At 41.7% G+C, this 18,897-nt stretch carries 16 protein-coding genes, 1 tRNA gene and 1 pseudogene; 11 read left to right on the top strand and 7 right to left on the bottom strand.

All coding sequences use genetic code 11. From position 1 onward, the window contains the following. Positions 1 to 7: 7 nt before the first annotated feature. The 5 genes from B2Z67_RS15165 to B2Z67_RS15145 are packed head-to-tail and all read right to left on the bottom strand — an operon-like array spanning position 8 to position 4,433. The gene (locus B2Z67_RS15165; RefSeq protein WP_291530681.1) at positions 8 to 1,336 is read right to left on the bottom strand and encodes a hypothetical protein; all 1,329 of its coding nucleotides are present in this window, start codon (positions 1,334 to 1,336) and stop codon (positions 8 to 10) included. An 18-nt stretch (positions 1,337 to 1,354) separates the two neighbouring features. Beyond that, positions 1,355 to 1,516, bottom strand: coding sequence for a hypothetical protein (locus B2Z67_RS15160; protein WP_291530680.1), 162 nt, complete (start codon positions 1,514 to 1,516; stop codon positions 1,355 to 1,357). Next, on the bottom strand, positions 1,513 to 3,510 hold the full coding sequence (gene pulA / locus B2Z67_RS15155) for a type I pullulanase (RefSeq protein WP_291530679.1): 1,998 nt from the start codon (positions 3,508 to 3,510) through the stop codon (positions 1,513 to 1,515). The genes B2Z67_RS15160 and pulA overlap by 4 nt, the downstream gene beginning before the upstream one ends. Before the next feature lie 51 nt (positions 3,511 to 3,561). Further along, entirely contained in the window at positions 3,562 to 4,131 is a 570-nt protein-coding gene (gene ruvC, locus B2Z67_RS15150) for a crossover junction endodeoxyribonuclease RuvC (protein WP_291530678.1), read from the bottom strand. After that, positions 4,128 to 4,433, bottom strand: coding sequence for a DUF4286 family protein (locus tag B2Z67_RS15145; RefSeq protein WP_291530697.1), 306 nt, complete (start codon positions 4,431 to 4,433; stop codon positions 4,128 to 4,130). The genes ruvC and B2Z67_RS15145 overlap by 4 nt, the downstream gene beginning before the upstream one ends. Before the next feature lie 110 nt (positions 4,434 to 4,543). Here B2Z67_RS15145 and B2Z67_RS15140 point away from each other — a divergent pair. From B2Z67_RS15140 to B2Z67_RS15125, 5 genes are all read left to right on the top strand, one after another. Next, positions 4,544 to 4,617, top strand: a tRNA-Ala gene (locus B2Z67_RS15140). Between the two features lie 414 nt (positions 4,618 to 5,031). Then, positions 5,032 to 5,217, top strand: coding sequence for a helix-turn-helix domain-containing protein (locus B2Z67_RS15985; RefSeq protein ID WP_414630821.1), 186 nt, complete (start codon positions 5,032 to 5,034; stop codon positions 5,215 to 5,217). A gap of 387 nt (positions 5,218 to 5,604) precedes the next feature. Next, complete coding sequence (locus B2Z67_RS15135; RefSeq protein WP_291530677.1) at positions 5,605 to 6,663, top strand: type I restriction endonuclease; 1,059 nt, start codon at positions 5,605 to 5,607, stop codon at positions 6,661 to 6,663. Positions 6,664 to 6,745: 82 nt separating this feature from the next. After that, on the top strand, positions 6,746 to 7,600 hold the full coding sequence (locus tag B2Z67_RS15130; RefSeq protein WP_291530676.1) for a hypothetical protein: 855 nt from the start codon (positions 6,746 to 6,748) through the stop codon (positions 7,598 to 7,600). 100 nt (positions 7,601 to 7,700) lie between these two features. Next, on the top strand, positions 7,701 to 8,267 hold the full coding sequence (locus tag B2Z67_RS15125) for an ORF6N domain-containing protein (RefSeq protein ID WP_291530675.1): 567 nt from the start codon (positions 7,701 to 7,703) through the stop codon (positions 8,265 to 8,267). A gap of 292 nt (positions 8,268 to 8,559) precedes the next feature. On the opposite strand, the gene B2Z67_RS15120 is transcribed toward B2Z67_RS15125, so the two are convergent. Together B2Z67_RS15120 and B2Z67_RS15115 are read right to left on the bottom strand one after the other, a co-directional pair. Further along, on the bottom strand, positions 8,560 to 10,362 hold the full coding sequence (locus tag B2Z67_RS15120) for a mechanosensitive ion channel family protein (protein ID WP_291530674.1): 1,803 nt from the start codon (positions 10,360 to 10,362) through the stop codon (positions 8,560 to 8,562). A 340-nt stretch (positions 10,363 to 10,702) separates the two neighbouring features. Next, a pseudogene (locus tag B2Z67_RS15115) lies at positions 10,703 to 11,284 on the bottom strand (porin family protein). A gap of 148 nt (positions 11,285 to 11,432) precedes the next feature. Between B2Z67_RS15115 and B2Z67_RS15110 the strand changes: the two are divergent. The 6 genes from B2Z67_RS15110 to B2Z67_RS15085 all read left to right on the top strand — a co-directional run bounded on the left by B2Z67_RS15110 (position 11,433) and on the right by B2Z67_RS15085 (position 18,641). Continuing rightward, positions 11,433 to 13,847 (top strand): TonB-dependent receptor, encoded by a 2,415-nt coding sequence (locus B2Z67_RS15110; RefSeq protein WP_291530673.1) that lies wholly within the window; start codon positions 11,433 to 11,435, stop codon positions 13,845 to 13,847. 145 nt (positions 13,848 to 13,992) lie between these two features. Further along, complete coding sequence (gene mce, locus B2Z67_RS15105) at positions 13,993 to 14,400, top strand: methylmalonyl-CoA epimerase (protein ID WP_291530672.1); 408 nt, start codon at positions 13,993 to 13,995, stop codon at positions 14,398 to 14,400. 104 nt (positions 14,401 to 14,504) lie between these two features. Beyond that, positions 14,505 to 16,058, top strand: coding sequence for an acyl-CoA carboxylase subunit beta (locus B2Z67_RS15100; RefSeq protein ID WP_291530671.1), 1,554 nt, complete (start codon positions 14,505 to 14,507; stop codon positions 16,056 to 16,058). A 31-nt stretch (positions 16,059 to 16,089) separates the two neighbouring features. Then, positions 16,090 to 17,022 (top strand): OadG family transporter subunit, encoded by a 933-nt coding sequence (locus B2Z67_RS15095; RefSeq protein ID WP_291530670.1) that lies wholly within the window; start codon positions 16,090 to 16,092, stop codon positions 17,020 to 17,022. 22 nt (positions 17,023 to 17,044) lie between these two features. Further along, positions 17,045 to 17,479 (top strand): biotin/lipoyl-containing protein, encoded by a 435-nt coding sequence (locus B2Z67_RS15090; protein ID WP_291530669.1) that lies wholly within the window; start codon positions 17,045 to 17,047, stop codon positions 17,477 to 17,479. A 1-nt stretch (position 17,480) separates the two neighbouring features. Beyond that, entirely contained in the window at positions 17,481 to 18,641 is a 1,161-nt protein-coding gene (locus tag B2Z67_RS15085) for a sodium ion-translocating decarboxylase subunit beta (RefSeq protein WP_291530668.1), read from the top strand. Positions 18,642 to 18,897: the final 256 nt, after the last annotated feature.

Genomic DNA, 18,897 nt, shown 5'->3' with positions numbered 1-18,897 from the left:
CAAGATTCTAAAAGAGACGCAAAAAATCATCTAATGTTTCATTGTTTGTCGTCAACCCCAACTTATCCCGTTTCATACGCTGCTTCTTGCGACTGATTGAAGTACGACTGATGCAATAGATATCAGACAGGTCTTTAATACTCACATTGATTTTTACAAGACAACAGAAATAGACATCCTTCATGCTTAATCCCGGAAAAGCTTTCTGCAACCGCACAGAGAATTTATCATAACTGCCGTCTACCGTCTGGCGTATTTCTTCCCACTCTTCATCAGACAGAGCTATGCGGTGATTATGACTTCTTTCGGCATCTTCCGCCAACGATTCTTCTTCCTGTTCCAGAGAAGGTATTTTATGGAAGGACTTCATCCGGCGGAAAAGCGATTCACGGAGGGCGCTTTCCTTTTCACGCAAAATACTTAATTCTTCCGATTGCCGCAACAGTTGTTCCGTCTGTTCCAACCTCAAGGACTGTTCACGCCAAAGTTGCTTATCCATCTGACGTTTACGCCGTTGCCAAACGATATAGGCTACTGCAAACGCTATTACAAATACAAGCACTAAAGTCAGAAGCCAGATTTCCCGTCTTTGTTTGTCTATTTTCAGACGATTCAGTTCATTTTCCAGTTTCGCACTCTCATACTTTACCTGGCTATCTATATTTTCTTCCCGTCTTAATTCATTTATAAAATGCTCGTTTGCAGCAATCGCCGAATAAAACGAACTACTGTCCTTACCCTGGGTAGCATATAATAGTTTCAATCTCCGTGATGCCTCGGCAGCAACCCAACGATTTAATGACATAGATGCTTCACGGTAACTGGTAGCAGCCGAGTCATACTCATTTATGCCCGCCAAAAGATTTCCTTTCGCCAGATGATAATAAGGAACCGCATTCCTGTGATCCATGAATTTCCGGATACTGTCCAAGGCTACCACTCCTTCCCGGTAACGTCCGGCAGTGGCGTATGCTTTCACAATCCTCTGGCAGATATCACTATACTGCCATCCACTTGCCGTATGGCACGCTTTTCCATAATAAGAGATAGCTTTATCCCTCTCGCCTCTTGAAAAATAGATAGCGGCAATATCACAATTTATCCATGTCTTATCTCTGCCACGCTTGAAAAAGCCTTCCGCCAACCGCATATAGAACAGTACACTATCCATATTAGTAGAACTTTCAGCAATCTGTCTCCCTTTATTATATAAGTTCAAGCCAACTGCAAAAGAGTCGGGTTTTATCTGCGCTGTTTCAACAGACACATTCTCCCTGTTTCCATTACAGCAAACAAGAAAGCAAGGTATTAACAACAGAAATAACAGTTTTTTCATCATCCGGAATATTTGCTATCAGTTACGTTTCAGAAGCAGGCGGTTGGAAATAGTAGCAGGCAATCCCGCTTCATAACAGGTAACCATGGCCGACAGGCAAACCAATACGGGTGCAACCAAACGAACCAACGGATTACGTACCACGCCCTCCGCCGGGCATATCTTATTTTGTTGTATCATTTGTAAATGATCAGGGCAGATTGTGCAGGAACTATGACCTCCGACCCCTGCAATGTGCCTAAACCTTTTTCACTGATAAGACCGTCTTTACAAACCACTGTGTACTTACTTTCGGGAACTGCCAATTTAGCCGGTTCTTTACGGGAGTTCAATGCAACAATAATATCTTCCCAGGCATCTCCGTTAGCATGTTCCTTCAACCGGTAAGCTATCAGATTCTTTCCTTCAACCGGAAGGAATTCCAACTGCTTGCGTACCATATCCGCATCGCCCATACGGAATGCAGGATGATTCTTACGTAACTGTATCAAACCCTTATAATACGCAAATACATCTGCATGTTCTGCCTTACGTTTCCAATCAATGGCATTGATAGAATCCGGACTTTCGAAACTGTTATGAACACCTTGCTTATCACGCATAACTTCCTCACCGGCATAAATGAACGGTACGCCTTGCGAAGTAAACACAACCGTTTGAGCCAATTTATCCAGTTTACCCAACTCCTGTGGCGTAATACCCGGAACGCTTGCCTTCAGCCTGTCCACCAGGCACATGTCGTCGTGACAGGAAACGTAACTAATCATTTGTGTCGGCTGTTCAGCCCAAGATGCCTTACTGTAATTCACCGAATCATTATCTACCTGAGAGTGCTTGATAGCTCCTACTATTCCGAACTTAATACTTTCTTCTCCACCGGGAATCCCTGCAAGGAAAGCTCCCTGATGGTTGTCATTGAATGGGCCACGCAAACCGTCACGCATTTCGTCGGAGAATGCGGCAATACCCGGCATCCGGTAAATATTCGCCTTCATAGCCAACGAGTCTTCCGGCATCTGAGGAGCCTTGGCAGCCCAACCTTCTCCATAAATAATAATACTTGGGTCTACGGCCGTAACTACCTTACGTATCTCATTCATCGTCGCAATATCATGAATACCCATCAGGTCAAAACGGAAACCATCCAGATGGTATTCGTTAACCCAGTACAGCACGGATTCTATCATGTACTTACGCATCATGGGGCGGTTACTTGCCGTTTCATTGCCACAAGCCGAAGCATCGGCGAAACCGCCATCCGGCATCTGGCGATAGAAGTATCCCGGCACAGTACGCTCAAAGTTACTGCCTGTCGTGTTAAAAGTATGATTGTAAACCACATCCAGCACAACACCAATACCTGCTTTATGCAAAGCCTGTACCATTTGCTTGAACTCCTTGATACGAACGGAAGGATTATAAGGGTCGGTAGAATAGGATCCGTCGGGTACATTATAATTCTGCGGGTCATATCCCCAATTGTATTTGTTTTCATCCAGCCTGGTTTCGTCTACCGAAGCATAGTCGTAGGAAGGCAAAATATGCACGTGCGTTATGCCCAGTTCCTTCAAATGGTCTATACCGGTTGCCAATTTTCCCGGACTAAGCGTACCTTCTTCCGTCAATGCCAGGAATTTACCTTTATGCTGAATCCCTGATGAAGGGTCGATAGAGAAATCACGATGATGCATTTCATAAATAACCGCATCAACCGGAGAAGCCAATACCGGACGTTTGTCCGCCGCCCAACCTTCAGGATTAGTCTCCTCCATATCAATAACCGCGGCGCGTTTTCCATTTACGCCTACTGCCTTGGCATTGATGCCCGGAGTATCTCCCAGCCATTTATCATCGATTTTTACATTGAATGTATAGAACTTGCCCATCAGGTCATCTTCTTCTTTTGCCGTCCAGGTTCCTTCTTTGTCGCTCACCATCGAAATGGTCTTATAAGCATGCCCTCCGTCGCCCGAATCGAATAACATCAAACGCACTTCATCGGCGGTTGGCGCCCATAATGTAAAGTTCGTAGCTTCGGGAGTGTACTCCATCTCTGCTAAACTACTCGAACGAACGGGATACAATTCATAAGACGCATACTCCGTCTTCACCGGAGTACAACCGGTAATTGTTGCCGCAGCAACTCCTATCAAGGCAAGTTCATTCAGTTTCATGGTAGTATTCATTTGATTAATATTCAATTTTAGTAAATACCTGTATCCGGTTTACTTTTTAATCTTACCCGGATTTTTAGCAATATAATCTTTCCATCCGTTATATCCTTTTTCTACCGCAGGACGCCCCATCTGCAGGAAATGACAGTATGCCGCGGCAAGTCCGTCCGTAGCATCCATGAAAGTAGGCATATCATCCTTGGCGAAGTGGAGCATGCGTTGCAACATATCCGCCACCTGTTCTTTGGAAGCCTGCCCGTTTCCGGTGATAGCCATTTTAATTTTCAAGGGAGCATACTCAGTAATAGGTATATCTCTGCTGAGGGCAACAGCCATTGCGACACCTTGCGCCCGCCCCAGTTTCAGCATAGATTGTACATTCTTTCCAAAAAAAGGCGCTTCGATAGCAAGTTCATCAGGCAAATAGCTTTCGATGATACCCAACACTCTCTCGTGTATATGACGCAGTTTAAGGTAGTGGTCACCGAATTTACGAAGGTCGATTATGCCCATTGCTATCATATCGGGCTTTGTACCCTGTACACGCAGAACCCCGTAGCCCATAATGGTAGTACCGGGGTCGATGCCCAGAATTATTTTTTCCTTAACCGGTTGTATCACTGTATTACCTCCATTAGCGTAGGGAATCCGACTACTTTATCTTTGAAAACTTTAATCAATTCTTCATTCAGCTTTATGCCTTTCTCCAGATGCCAACGGTGTAAGAGCGCGGAGTTTTCGACTTCAAACTGAAGTGAGTAAGAGGAACTTCCCGCTTCGCGATGACTAAGAATACGGGTTATGCGCGGGAAACGTAACGCCCCATGTTTCTCCACCTCAGGCAGATAATATTCTTTTATCCAAATCAGGAAATTATCTTCCTGCCCTTCTTCTACATTATAAGTTGTATTATATATCAGCATACTCTTTTTTTCATTTTGTTTCGCAAACATAGCAATTATTTCAGAATAATGCATTATATTTGCGCCACCAAAAAAAGAGAAAACCTGCAAACGTTAGCGAAAAAAGCAACGGGGCGTTAGCTCATCTGGCTAGAGCGCGACACTGGCAGTGTCGAGGTGATCGGTTCGAGTCCGATACGCTCCACTGAGAAAGCTGTTAATCAAGAGATTAGCGGCTTTTCTTTTTTATGTATCATTTCTAGACACAGTAAACCAACACCTTAATTCTTTAAAAATAGTATTTGTTACACCAAAATATTACACCTATTATCATAAGCTACTGATAATCAGTGTATGTCTCAACACTGAAATAGCTCAATATTTCATCAAAGTAAAACCCTCTTCTATCTTCGCAACTCTAAAACGGATAGACCAACAATATTTAGAAATAGGATAGATCCGTCTTTCATTATATTTTTTAAATTGAACTTTTTCACATCTAACCCATTTTAGTTATATCAAAAATTTTATTTTCTCGCACAAATCTTGTATATTTGTGCGTTTATATGATACAAAATATAAATACCTTTGCAATATCATCATAATTAGATATATAACAATGATAATCATTAAGAAATTAAGCAAGTATCTAAGCCTTATTCGAAAAGAATTCGCGGATAAAATAGATATTGATCAATCTTATCTATCTGGATTAGAAACAAGCAAGAGAAAAATATCAAAAAAAGTAATGCAAAAATTCAAAGCCAATATTATTATCAAGAGATATTATCACGATATCTCATAAAAAATATACCTACCTCAATTTTTGATTTCAATACAGAAATAGCAAACGGATTGATACATGCCACTACTTCCCATCTCAGGTCAAGGAAGCACACCCAATGATTTCATAGTCTCGGTCAAATATAACGCCCGTGAACAGATTATCTTATCAATTAAGGGAATAGACTTTGTCATTTCTGTAACAAGTAACAGCATGACACCCGAGTAAACTAACGGATCAAGAGTGTGAATAAAGAAGATTAATGAAAGAACTTTCATTGGATGGGTAAGACCTACGTTCTTGATACCTGCGAAAATATATTATGGCATCTATCGGGTTATGATATGTATGTATTCTAAATAAAAACATTTATGACATTTTTTATTATAAACTAAAAACGCTATTATCATGGATTTTAAAGATGCAATTAAGCAACTTGCTGATAGAATCGGCAAACTAAAAGAAAACATCCACACAGAAGAAGCAACAAAAAATGCTTTTATCATGCCGTTTATCAACTCTTTAGGTTATGATGTATTTAACCCGTTGGAGGTCATTCCAGAGATGATCTGCGATATTGGCATTAAAAAGGGTGAGAAAATTGATTATGCCATCATGAAAAATGACGAACCAATTCTTCTAATTGAGTGTAAGCACTGGAAACAGGATTTGAACTTACATGACAACCAACTTATTCGCTATTTTCACGTATCAAAAGCCAAATTTGGCCTGCTGACTAATGGGATTATCTATAAGTTCTATACGGACCTTAAAGAAGCAAACCGTATGGACGAAAAACCATTTTTGGAAATCGATATTACCGATATGAAAGACAATCAAATGGAAGAATTAAAAAAATTCCACAAGTCCTACTTTGATATAAACAACATTCTTACTTCAGCAAGCGAATTAAAATATATGGGCGAGTTGAAGAATATAATCCAACGTGAATTCAGCAACCCAAGTACTGAGCTTGTGAAACTTCTTGCAAAACAAGTATATGATGGGACTATGTATCAAAATGTAATAGACCAATTTACTCCACTAGTTAAAAAGTCTATCAGTTCATATATAAATGATATTATCAGTGAGCGCCTAAAAGGAGCATTAAAAGTTGAAGAAAAAGAAGAAATAAAAGTTGAAGAACCGACTACTCCAGTAGAAGATTCAAAGATTGTAACAACAGAGGAAGAACTAGAGGCTTTTAGGATCATAAGAGCTATCTGCCGATCCAAAGTCGATGTTACTCGTATTGTTTATCGTGATGCGCAGACATACTTCTCAATATTACTTGATGACAACAATAGGAAAGCTATTTGCCGCATGTACTTCAATACAGCTCAGAAATACGTAGCGACTATTGATGAAAACAAGAAAGATGTCAAGCATCCGATACTATCACTTGATGAGCTCTATAATTTTACAGAGGAATATTTCAAGGCCATAGACATGTACGAAACTAAATAAATTAACAATGGAGTTTATTAATCACAGTTGAACTAATAAGCCCTCTTTTATTCAATTTTATAATCATAAAAAATATACAATTATGAAAAAGAACTATTTATTACTCATCTTCGTATTGTTTTTCATTAGCTGCAACAGTGAAGAAGATAACGGAGAAATACTCACAATGCAATATTGCTCTGCTTCAAATGATATAGAAAATATAATAATTACCTCAAGTTATAAAAGTGACAGACATATTCGCGTGCAAGTAACAAATTTGGCAACAAATACACAAAGGGAATTCGAAATAGAAAGAATCTCAAATATTGAAATTGATTTAGGCTATGGTGAAAAAGAATTAGTCCAATTTAGACCACAAGATGTTTTTTTCTTAAACGAAGGATATGTTATACAGTTCATTGTAGAATCAGATAGAGTCGGCGGTTACGTGTTTCACTTGCAAACTTACAATAAGGAGTTTAAACCATTAAAAGCAAGAACCTCTCCTGCTAATTCTTATCAAAATGAAATATTCTACAACCATTGCCAATGGTTCGACAATACGATTCTTGAAATTACAAATAAAAAAAACAACTATACTACAATAAACATCAACATCATAAATTCCAATTTGGAAGTAATTGAAACAATTAATAATGCAATAGTAAAACCAATAGGAGATTACTTACCACTGGATATGTACAATTTCATACTTGTCGACAATTATTCAATAAATAAAAGTAATTTTTTCAACGAGATTTCTTGGTCTATAAAAATTAGGGATATTATTAAAGATAATGATTCTACCAATCAGCCACAAATAGAATTTATAAAGATTGGGAAGAATGGGAACTTTGTGTATGCCTACTATACAGTAACCTTTTACAGTGGAAAGAAACAAACTGCTGTTTTCAAAATCAACCTTAATGGAGAATATGAACTATCTTATTCATGATTACAGCTCAAAAAGTCAAATGAGACTCTTCCCTACCAAGGTTGGAAATCCTCATCAACCGTAGTTGAGGAAATCCTCCGAACTGAAATAGTATTTAAAAATGGAACAATTACAATTTATCCAAAGTAAGATATACGAGATACGTAGCCAAAGGGTTATGCTTGACTTTGACTTGGCTATTTTATACCAAGTAGAAACACGTGTCCTTAACCAATCCGTCAAACGTAATATAGATCGCTTTCCGGAAGACTTCATGTTTCAGTTATCAAATGATGAATGGGAGGGTATCTCATCACAATTTGTGATGACATCCCGAAGCAAAAGACCAAAATGGGCTCTTCCATTAGCATTTACAGAACATGGGGTAGTGATGCTATCAAGTATCCTTAGAAGCGATATTGCAATACAAACCAGCGTATTGGTAGTACGGGCCTTCGTTGCCATGCGCCAAATGATAGTCAATTCTCCTGACCGAATAGGTAACATAGAGAAAGAAGTGAAGGAACTCAAAGAGTATATCGAGGAAGTATTTGCAGACTACAACGATATCAACGATGATACCCGAATGCAATTGGAGTTAATTAATCGAACATTAGCTGAACTACAATCACAAAAAAGGCTTTCAGAAAAACCGCGTAACCCAATAGGATTTATAAAACCCAAATAAGAAATGAATTCTATCATTCATAAATGTTTTAGTCTGTACATCTGGAGCTGATTCTGTTTAGCCTATCATTTAGTCGCTATTTATAATAAATCTATCTCTGCGATTGCATAAATCTTTTCGTTCGACGGTTGTCGAATTTACGTTCGACAGCTGTCGAATAATTATTCGACATATATCGCATAATCATTCGACATACGTCGAACGAAAAGATTTATGCAAAACAGATATTAGTTCTTTGTTCACTAAGAACTAAATCTTAGTGAATCAACAATTAGTAATTAGCTCAAAACGATTACTTCTTCTCGCGCAAATCATCCTTCGGCGCCGCCGCCTCACTGCCATTGCGCATAGCGATGTAGTGTGGCGACATAATCTCGATACCTTCTTCATTGAAACGATCCTGAATGTTCTGATGAAGGTCGGAGTAAATCTGTGCCAACCGATCGGCATCCTTAATATAAGCATTCACCTGATAAACCGGATAATAATCTTGCAAGGACGTTTCTAACACAAACGGACGAGGATCGTCCAGAACTCCGGGAGTATTCAGCGCAGCTTCTATCAACAACTGGTGTGTCTTCCGCCAGGGAATATCATAACCAAAACTTACTTCAGAGTGGACAATCAGCCCGTAATCGCGCGCCGACTGACTAAAGTTCACCGTATGCGAAGACATGATGAAGGAATTAGGAATCGTTACTACCTCATTCTTCGGGGTACGAATGCGTGTTACCAGCGGAGTCTTTTCTATTACATTTCCCGTAGTGTCATTCAGCTTGATACGGTCGCCCAATTTGAAAGGGCGCATATAGGTGATTACCAACCCTGCAATAATATTTCCGATCACCGTACTCGAACCTAACGAAACTATCAATCCCACAAAGACCGATATTCCCTGAAAAACACCCGACTGGGAACCCGGTAAATAAGGATAAATCATCGCAATCATAAATGCATAAAGCAGGAAGCGTACAATATGGAACGTCGGCATAGCCCAGTCGGCATAGAAACCACCTATCTTCAACCGTTCCGATTGTATTTCATTGGCCAGATAACGTACCAATCTCACCAGGTACTTCACAGCAAGCCATATCACAAAGATGGTAAACAAATTAGGAACATAGTCCACTATGCTCAGGAAAATACTCTTTATCGGGTTCCATATATACGAAAGCAGCTTGTAAGCAAGCTCCTCAGTCTGAGGGAATATGGAGAAGAGTAATGGAACCGTCAGAACCAGTTGCAGCAACATCACGATATAGCGCAACAGGTTTGTCAAGAAAACAAGCAGATTCACTTGCTTCTGCGTATCCAGCAGTTCATAATCCTGAATGGAGACAGGCTTCAGTTTAGTGTCCTTCAACCGCTGAATACGGACTTTCAGCTTATTAAACAGCCAGGTGGTGAGCCTGAACAGCAAATACTGACCTATAATTACGAGAATAAAATAGAGAATATGTTCGCCAAGCTGCCACAAGCTATATTTGTCTTTCATCACTTTCAGCTTCTCTACTATCACTTTCCGTTTGGCGGTTGCCAGTTGATCGCGCGAACAATCCGCCCACAAACCATCCTGATCCGTAAAAGAAGCAAGAACTTCATTACCATACATCAAGTCGGTGACAATATCACTGCTTTCTACATAAACCGAATCCGGTTGGAGGTTGAACCGCTTACCGAGTTCCGTAATCGCCGTTGCATTCATTTCGGCACGTTGCTGGGGAGTATGGCCGCCACGCTTGGCAAACAGGTAATACAGTGTATCATTTTCCACCACTACGGGAACACCCGAAGTCATCTTCCGCAATGAATCAATGCGAAGCCGCTGTTTGGCAAGCTTCACGGAGTCCGCCGCATCATACTTCAGCCTCATCTGCTCTATCTCCATCCTGAGGTTAGCTTCATGCAACCTTGCCGCCGCCAAATCCGCTTTCACTTTCAGCAGATATACCGAATCTGTATCCGCCTTTTGGATAACAACCGCCCCCAAAGTATCTTCACTAAAGGCGTCCAGAACCTTCTCTACTAACTGGGCAGATGCGTCGCCGGCAGGCAACAGCAAGAGCCAAAGACATAACGTACGCATTCCTCTCATATAAAAACCCTCAATCAGGTTACTTATAAAATTATAGATATATTAACGCACCAAACATACAGAATGTTTCTCATTTCCCACGAAAGAGATTACATTGTATCCGCAAATGAGCGCACAAAAGTAGCTATTAAATCGAATATTGTTACTTCTTTGGGTGGTATTTTGTATGCACTGCGGAGGTGAGATTCATTTTGGGAAATGAAGTGATGATAAAGCAAAAGCGTGACGATAAACAAATCATCACGCTCATGCAGCTATCTTCTTATACTATTCTATTCAGATATATCTATATTTCAACAGTGGTAGAGTTTAAGAATAATTTTTATTCCATTTCAAATTACTAAAATTTGTAGGCAACACCAAGAGAAAAACAGGTGTTTTTAAAATTCAGATCATCCATGAGATCAACTAAACCTAATTCAGAATCCCAGCTAATTACAAATTTACCAAAATCAAAACCAATCCCCAAGCCAAGTCCGGCATCAAAACGTTTGAATGAAAAATATTCTCCAAAAGTATCAACACTGACTTCAACATCATTTTCTTTATATTTTACTTTTCCACCAACACCATACGCCAAATATGGACCACCATTAATCACCAAGCTCGCTTTATCAGATACCGGAAAACGCGCAGCCACCATTATCGGCAACTCCAAATACATTGCATTTATCGAAGCACTCACTCCGTCTTCAGAGTCCTACATTCCTTTAGTTATGAGTAATAAAGAAGGTTGCAAAGACCATGTGTCATTAAAGGCATAATCTAAACCTGCACCTAATTTAAAACCAATTTTTGCATCCCCTCTTCCATCACCAGTATAATTGCTCACATTCAGACCTGCTTTTGCATTCCAAGTTACTTGTGCTGAAGCCATTACCGATACCAAAGCCAATAAAACAAATAAGAATTTACGTTTCATAATAGTTAGTTTTCTTAGTGAATAAATAAAATGTTATATGTTTAAACGCTACAAATATATACCAAATCCAATACATACCAACAAAAATATGAAATATTCTTATCCTCCAACTATACGTTTCCTAAGTTTTCCCCGTTAAGTATAAAATATGAAGCATTTTTGGTTACTGACATCTATCCTGTTACTATTCTCCACTCCCGCCATCGCACAACAAACGGTAAAGATAGGCGGAACAATTACGGACGAAAACGGCAATCCGGTTGAATTGGCGACAATACGATTGGAAGGGACGGCTATTGGCACAGTCAGTAACCTGAAAGGACGATATTCACTGAAGTTCGAAAGCCGGGATAGCGTAACAGTCGTCTTCTCTATGTTAGGATATCAAACCAGAAAACGGAAATTAGTACGCCCTCAGGGGAATATCAGCCTGAACATGACTTTACCGTCCATGGATTTTGAACTGGGCGAAGTGAGTGTTACCGAACGGCGCAGGCAAACAGGAACTGTGCAACAGATAGATATCGGACAAAGCCGGTTAGTGCCTGACGCTTCGGGCGGAAGTATTGAATCGGTGATTGCCACACAAGCCGGAGTAAGCAATAACAATGAACTCAGCTCGCAGTACAATGTACGTGGCGGCAGTTTCGACGAGAATATGGTGTACGTAAACGGCATAGAGATATACCGTCCTTTACTTATCCGGTCGGGAGAACAGGAAGGACTAAGTTTTATTAATCCTGACATGATACAGTCGGTGGGATTTTCCACAGGTGGATACGAAGCCAAATACGGGGATAAAATGTCGTCCGTACTGGACATCACTTATAAAAAACCGGAACGTACGGAAGGCAATGTTGCCGCCAGCCTGCTGGGAGCTTCGGTATATATGGGAGTTGCCGCTAAAAAGCTAACCTGGACAAACGGCATTCGTTATAAAACCAATCAATACCTGTTGGGTACACTCGACACAAAAGGAGAATATAACCCGCAATTCATTGATTACCAAACCTACCTGAGCTGGACACCTTCAAAACAATGGGAAGTGGGCATTATAGGAAACATCTCCCAGAACCGTTACCATTTCAAGCCGGAAGACCGTTACACCCGATTTGGAACGCTAAGCAACGTACGGGAATTCAAAGTATATTTTGAAGGACAAGAGAAAGACTTGTTCCGCACCTTCTTTGGAACCGCATATTCCACCTACCGCCTGAACGAGGAAAACAGCATTACCCTGCAAGCTTCCGCTTTCCGCACCAAAGAACAGGAAACTTATGATATCACCGGTCAGTTCTGGCTAAACTCACTGGATGGTGGCGGTAACCGGATAGACGGTGCAGGCAATGGAAACGAAACCTCTGAAACCATTGGAGTAGGCACCTACATGGAACATGCCCGCAACTACCTTACCGCGAATGTGCAGAGTTTCTCACTCACAGGAAACCACCGGCTAAAAAGCCACACCGTACAATGGGGTGCAGAATTTAAACAGGAACACTTTAAAGACCGGATGCGCGAATGGGAAATGCGCGACTCAGCCGGATACTCCATGCCTCAAAGCCCTGAAGGACCGGAATTATTCTATACCCTCCGCTCTCAAAACGAAACAGACAGCAAGCGGTACAACTTCTTCTTACAAGACACCTACCGCTTTCAGGCTTCTGCCGGGTTGTTCACCTTAACAGCCGGCGTACGAGGCAGTTACTGGGACTGGAACAAGGAATTCATTTTCAGTCCCCGCGCATCTTTGGCACTTATTCCTGCATTCAATGAGAAATTCACTTTGCGAATTGCCGCGGGAATTTATTATCAGGCGCCATTCTATAAGGAATTACGTGATACGACTCAACACGGAAGTGTAACCACCGTATCGTTGAACCCCAACATACGCTCACAACGCTCGCTACATTTCGTTGCAGGCGGCGATTATAACTTTCGTGCCATGGAACGCCCCTTCCGCTTTTCAATGGAAGTATATTATAAGGCACTCAGCAACCTTATACCTTATAATATAGATAATGTACGCATCAGCTATTACGGGCGCAACCTCTCCAAAGGTTATGCCACCGGTATAGACATGAAGTTATTCGGCGAATTTGTTCCCGGAACAGACTCGTGGCTGACTTTCTCTTTGATGAAAACCGAAGAAAAGATAAACGGACAATGGCTCCCCCGCCCCACTGACCAGCGTTACATGCTTTCGCTTTATTTTACCGATTATTTTCCCGGCAACCGTAAATGGAAGATGAATTTGAAAGGTACACTGTCAGGCGGACTTCCTTTCGGCCCTCCCCATAGCGGGCGAGAAGCTGCAATCTTTCGCACTTCACCCTACCGCCGCATTGACATAGGTATGTCTCGCTGTCTCATAGACCACTCAGAACAGGAAAACCGGAACGGCATTCGCAGCCTCTGGCTGGGTATTGATGTTTTCAATTTGCTCAATATCAACAATATCAACTCCTATTATTGGGTAACAGACACGCAGAATAACCGGTTTGCCGTACCCAATTACCTTACATCTCGTCAGATAAACGTTCGTCTTCTACTCGACTTCTAAACAGAAGTCTAAAAAAAGTCTTCCAAAGTTCAATTATCCAATAATTAATTGACGAAATATTTCTCTATTTAGGAAGAAATATCTTTCTTTGCGTCGTTTTATACCTTGTAATCTTAGATATTATTGCAAACTAATAAATAGAGTTATGAAGATTTCACACATTGAGCATTTGGGTATTGCTGTACAAAGCATTGAAGAAGCCCTGCCATATTACGAAAATGTATTAGGTCTGAAGTGTTACAACATCGAAACAGTAGAAGACCAGAAAGTAAGAACTGCTTTCCTAAAAGTCGGCGATACAAAAATCGAACTTCTTGAACCAACTTCTCCCGAAAGCACTATTGCCAAATTCATTGAGAATAAAGGTGCAGGAGTCCACCACGTGGCATTTGCTATTGAAGATGGCGTAGCAAACGCATTGGCGGAGATTGAAGCTGCCGGAGTTCGCCTCATCGACAAAGCTCCACGCAAAGGTGCAGAAGGCTTGAACATCGCTTTCCTACATCCGAAATCAACATTAGGCGTATTGACAGAACTTTGCGAAAAGCCGTAATTTATATAGGAATTGCAATTACACATTAAATTAGTGTAACCTGCAATTCCTAATTTTTATATTATAATTCACAGAATAATATTAATCCATTATATTTTAATAAAATGAGTAATCAACTTGAAAAGATTAAGGAACTTATAGACCGCCGGACAGCCGCGCGTCTGGGTGGTGGTGAGAAAGCGATTGCCAAGCAGCACGAGAAAGGTAAATATACGGCTCGCGAGCGTATAGCCATGCTTCTCGATGAAGGTAGTTTCGAAGAAATGGACATGTTCGTTGAGCACAGATGCACCAACTTCGACATGGACAAGAAACACTACCCCGGTGATGGCGTAGTAACCGGTTGCGGTACTATCGAAGGCCGTTTAGTTTATATCTTTGCACAAGATTTTACGGTTTCAGCCGGTTCTTTATCTGAAACAATGTCTTTGAAGATTTGCAAAGTCATGGATCAAGCTATGAAGATGGGTGCTCCTTGCATTGGTATCAACGATTCAGGTGGCGCCCGTATCCAGGAAGGTATCAACGCCTTAGCAGGCTATGCCGAAATCTTCCAACGCAACATTCTTGCATCAGGCGTTATTCCTCAGATATCCGGTATCTTCGGCCCATGTGCCGGTGGTGCTGTTTATTCACCTGCGCTGACCGACTTCACGCTGATGATGGAAGGTACTTCTTACATGTTCCTCACCGGCCCGAAGGTTGTTAAGACCGTGACAGGTGAAGACGTATCTCAGGAAAACCTGGGCGGTGCAAGCGTTCACTCTACCAAATCAGGCGTAACTCATTTTACAGCCAAGACAGAAGAAGAAGGTTTGGCATTGCTCCGTAATCTGTTGAGCTACATTCCTCAGAATAATCTGGAAGAAGCTCCTTACATAAATTGTACTGATCCTATTGATCGTCTGGAAGACTCTCTGAACGAGATTATTCCCGACAGTCCCAACAAACCTTACGACATGTACGAGGTTATCGGCGCCATTGTAGACAACGGCGAATTCCTGGAAATTCAGAAAGACTACTCAAAAAACATCATTATCGGCTTCGCACGCTTCAACGGACAGTCCGTAGGTATAGTTGCCAACCAGCCTCAATACCTGGCAGGTGTGCTCGACAGCAACGCATCCCGTAAAGGTGCACGCTTTGTCCGCTTCTGCGATGCTTTCAATATTCCTATAGTTTCGTTGGTAGACGTTCCGGGCTTCCTTCCGGGAACAGGTCAGGAATACAACGGTGTAATCTTGCACGGTGCCAAGTTGCTGTATGCTTATGGTGAAGCTACCGTACCAAAAGTAACCGTAACACTTCGTAAATCTTATGGTGGTTCGCACATCGTAATGAGCTGTAAACAGCTTCGTGGCGACATGAACTATGCATGGCCTACTGCCGAAATCGCCGTAATGGGTGGTGCAGGTGCCGTAGAAGTATTGTACGCCCGTGAAGCCAAAGATCAGGAAAACCCGGCTCAATTCCTGGCAGAGAAAGAAGCGGAGTACACCAAATTGTTCGCCAATCCTTACAATGCAGCTAAATACGGTTACATTGATGATGTAATCGAACCGCGTAATACCCGCTTCCGCGTTATCCGCGCTTTGCAACAGTTGCAGACTAAGAAGGTGACTAATCCGGCTAAGAAGCATGGTAATATTCCTTTGTAATCAGGCTTTTTACACTAAAACAAAAACGATTATGAATAGAACAAAAATCGGAATATTTCTTACCTTGCTGCTGACGTTGGGCGTATTTTCTTCTTGCAAAGAACAGAAATCAAACAATAAGCTGGTACTGAATGAAGTGCTGATTACCAATGAAAGCAACTTTCAGGATGATTACGGCGTACACAGTGCATGGATTGAAATATTCAACAAATCGTATACTAGCGCCGATCTCGCCGCTTGCCTGTTACGGGTAGCGCAGCCCGGCAGTGACACCGTTACATATTTTGTCCCTAAAGGGGATGTACTAACTATGGTTAAGCCACGCCAACACGCATTGTTCTGGGCGGACGGAGATCCCAGACGTGGCACATTCCATACAAATTTTACATTGGATCCTACGAAGGAGAACTGGATTGGACTCTATGACTCCGGCCGTAAGTTACTGGACCAGGTTACTATCCCCGCCAATGCATTGCAAGCTAACTACTCTTATGCCCGCGTAAGCGATGCTGCGGAAAATTGGGAAATAAAAGATGACAGTGCCGAAAAGTACGTTACTCCAAGTACCAACAACAAGACCCTCGACAGCAACGCTAAAATGGAAAAGTTCGCGGAACATGACAGTACGGGTATCGGTATGTCTATCTCTGCCATGAGCGTAGTATTCTTCGGCTTGATACTTCTCTACATTTCATTCAAGCTTATAGGAAAGGCTTCTGTAAACCTCAGCAAGCGTAATGCAATGAGAGCTAAAGGTATTACAGACAAGCAAGAAGCAAAAGAGAAGAGACTGGGCGAAGCTCCGGGAGAGATTTTCGCAGCCATTTCCCTAGCGATGCACGAAATGCAAAGCGATGTGCACGATGTGGAAGATACCGTTCTCACCATCACCCGCATAAAACGCAGCTACTCGCCGTGGAGTTCGAAGATTTATACACTGCGTGAGACTCCTTTTAAAAAGTAATCACCCATAAATTGATAAAACGATGAAAGAATATAAATATAAAATCAACGGTAATACATACAAAGTTACCATTGGAGATATTGAAGAGAATATCGCTCATGTTGAAGTGAACGGTACCATGTACAAAGTAGAAATGGAAAAAGCACCCAAAGCATTCGTTAAACCGGTAGTGCGCTCCACGTATACTACCCCTGCCCCAGCTGCTCCTGCTCCGATTGTGAAGCCTGCCGCTACCTCTTCCGGAAAGTCAGGCGTGAAATCACCGCTTCCGGGCGTTATCCTCGACATTAAAATCAATGTAGGTGATGAAGTGAAAAGAGGACAAACCATCATCATTCTCGAAGCCATGAAAATGGAAAACAACATCAATGCCGACAAAGACGGTAAAATAACTGCCATCAACGTAAGTAAAGGAGAGTCTGTTCTCGAAGGTACTGACCTTGTAATTATTGAATAATATGGGAGAATTTATCACATTTTTAGGAAACAACCTTGCCGACTTCTGGACGTACACGGGCTTTGCCAATGCTACGGTAGGACACGCTGTCATGATTCTGGTAGGTTTGTTTTTCATATACTTGGCAGTAGCCAAGGAATTTGAGCCGATGCTACTGATTCCTATTGGTTTCGGTATGCTTATCGGTAATATTCCTTTCAACATGGAAGCCGGACTTAAAGTCGGTATTTATGAAGAAGGTTCTGTACTAAACATCTTGTATCAGGGAGTAACATCCGGCTGGTATCCGCCGCTTATATTTTTGGGTATTGGCGCCATGACCGACTTTTCATCCTTGATTTCCAATCCTAAGTTGTTACTAATCGGCGCAGCTGCACAGTTCGGTATCTTTGGTGCTTACATGATTGCACTGGAGATGGGATTCGACCCGATGCAGGCCGGTGCTATCGGTATTATCGGCGGAGCCGATGGCCCGACAGCTATCTTCCTGTCATCTAAGCTGGCTCCTAACCTGATGGGTGCAATTGCGGTATCAGCCTATTCGTATATGGCTTTGGTACCTGTAATCCAACCGCCCATTATGCGCGCGTTGACTAATAAGCGCGAACGTTTGATTCGTATGAAACCTCCACGCGTTGTTTCTCATACGGAGAAAGTTGTCTTCCCGATTATCGGTTTGTTGCTGACCTGCTTCCTGGTTCCGTCCGGTTTACCTCTGCTGGGTATGCTGTTCTTCGGTAACCTGTTGAAAGAAAGCGGTGTAACCCGTCGTTTGGCAGAAACAGCCCGCGGCCCGCTGATTGATACCATTACTATCTTGCTGGGATTGACGGTAGGTGCATCTACTCAGGCATCTGAATTCCTGACGGTTGATTCTATCAAGATTTTCGGTCTCGGTGCATTGTCATTCATCATTGCTACCACATCGGGAGTACTGTTCGTGAAGATATTCAATCTCTTCCTGAAGAAAGATAATAAGATTAATCCGTTGATTGGTAATGCCGGTGTATCCGCAGTACCCGACTCGGCACGTATTTCTCAGGTTGTAGGTCTGGAATACGATCCGACCAATTATCTGTTGATGCATGCTATGGGCCCGAACGTGGCAGGTGTAATCGGATCGGCAGTAGCAGCCGGTATCTTGTTAGGCTTCTTAATGTAATGTATACAAGTTTATCTTAATAACATTGGTTATTTAAAGATTCAGGTTTATAGAGGGTGTGTTGCCCTAATCTTATAAGAATACCCCTGTTGTACTATACTACGGCAGGGGTATTTTATTATCCTTTCTAATCCTACAGTATGAATAATGCAGGATAACGAAGTGATAACTCCCACAGTATGAATTATATAGGTTAAGTAGATGTTCATAATTAGTTTATATTATGAATGATGATATAGCGAAATGGAATCTCAAT

Source organism: Bacteroides sp. UBA939 (assembly GCF_002293435.1).
In the GTDB taxonomy this organism is placed as follows: domain Bacteria; phylum Bacteroidota; class Bacteroidia; order Bacteroidales; family Bacteroidaceae; genus Bacteroides.
The sequence above is the reverse complement of the archived record's forward strand: the minus strand, read 5'-3'. Positions and strand labels throughout refer to the sequence as shown.

Bases quoted from the DNA above. Each gene is read 5' to 3' on its own strand.
- B2Z67_RS15165 (WP_291530681.1), bottom strand. From the start codon at position 1,336: ATGAAAAAACTGTTATTTCTGTTGTTAATACCTTGCTTTCTTGTTTGC.
- B2Z67_RS15160 (WP_291530680.1), bottom strand. From the start codon at position 1,516: ATGATACAACAAAATAAGATATGCCCGGCGGAGGGCGTGGTACGTAAT.
- pulA (WP_291530679.1), bottom strand. From the start codon at position 3,510: ATGAAACTGAATGAACTTGCCTTGATAGGAGTTGCTGCGGCAACAATT.
- B2Z67_RS15145 (WP_291530697.1), bottom strand. From the start codon at position 4,433: ATGCTGATATATAATACAACTTATAATGTAGAAGAAGGGCAGGAAGAT.
- B2Z67_RS15985 (WP_414630821.1), top strand. From the start codon at position 5,032: ATGATAATCATTAAGAAATTAAGCAAGTATCTAAGCCTTATTCGAAAA.
- B2Z67_RS15135 (WP_291530677.1), top strand. From the start codon at position 5,605: ATGGATTTTAAAGATGCAATTAAGCAACTTGCTGATAGAATCGGCAAA.
- B2Z67_RS15130 (WP_291530676.1), top strand. From the start codon at position 6,746: ATGAAAAAGAACTATTTATTACTCATCTTCGTATTGTTTTTCATTAGC.
- B2Z67_RS15125 (WP_291530675.1), top strand. From the start codon at position 7,701: ATGGAACAATTACAATTTATCCAAAGTAAGATATACGAGATACGTAGC.
- B2Z67_RS15120 (WP_291530674.1), bottom strand. From the start codon at position 10,362: ATGAGAGGAATGCGTACGTTATGTCTTTGGCTCTTGCTGTTGCCTGCC.
- B2Z67_RS15110 (WP_291530673.1), top strand. From the start codon at position 11,433: ATGAAGCATTTTTGGTTACTGACATCTATCCTGTTACTATTCTCCACT.
- mce (WP_291530672.1), top strand. From the start codon at position 13,993: ATGAAGATTTCACACATTGAGCATTTGGGTATTGCTGTACAAAGCATT.
- B2Z67_RS15100 (WP_291530671.1), top strand. From the start codon at position 14,505: ATGAGTAATCAACTTGAAAAGATTAAGGAACTTATAGACCGCCGGACA.
- B2Z67_RS15095 (WP_291530670.1), top strand. From the start codon at position 16,090: ATGAATAGAACAAAAATCGGAATATTTCTTACCTTGCTGCTGACGTTG.
- B2Z67_RS15090 (WP_291530669.1), top strand. From the start codon at position 17,045: ATGAAAGAATATAAATATAAAATCAACGGTAATACATACAAAGTTACC.
- B2Z67_RS15085 (WP_291530668.1), top strand. From the start codon at position 17,481: ATGGGAGAATTTATCACATTTTTAGGAAACAACCTTGCCGACTTCTGG.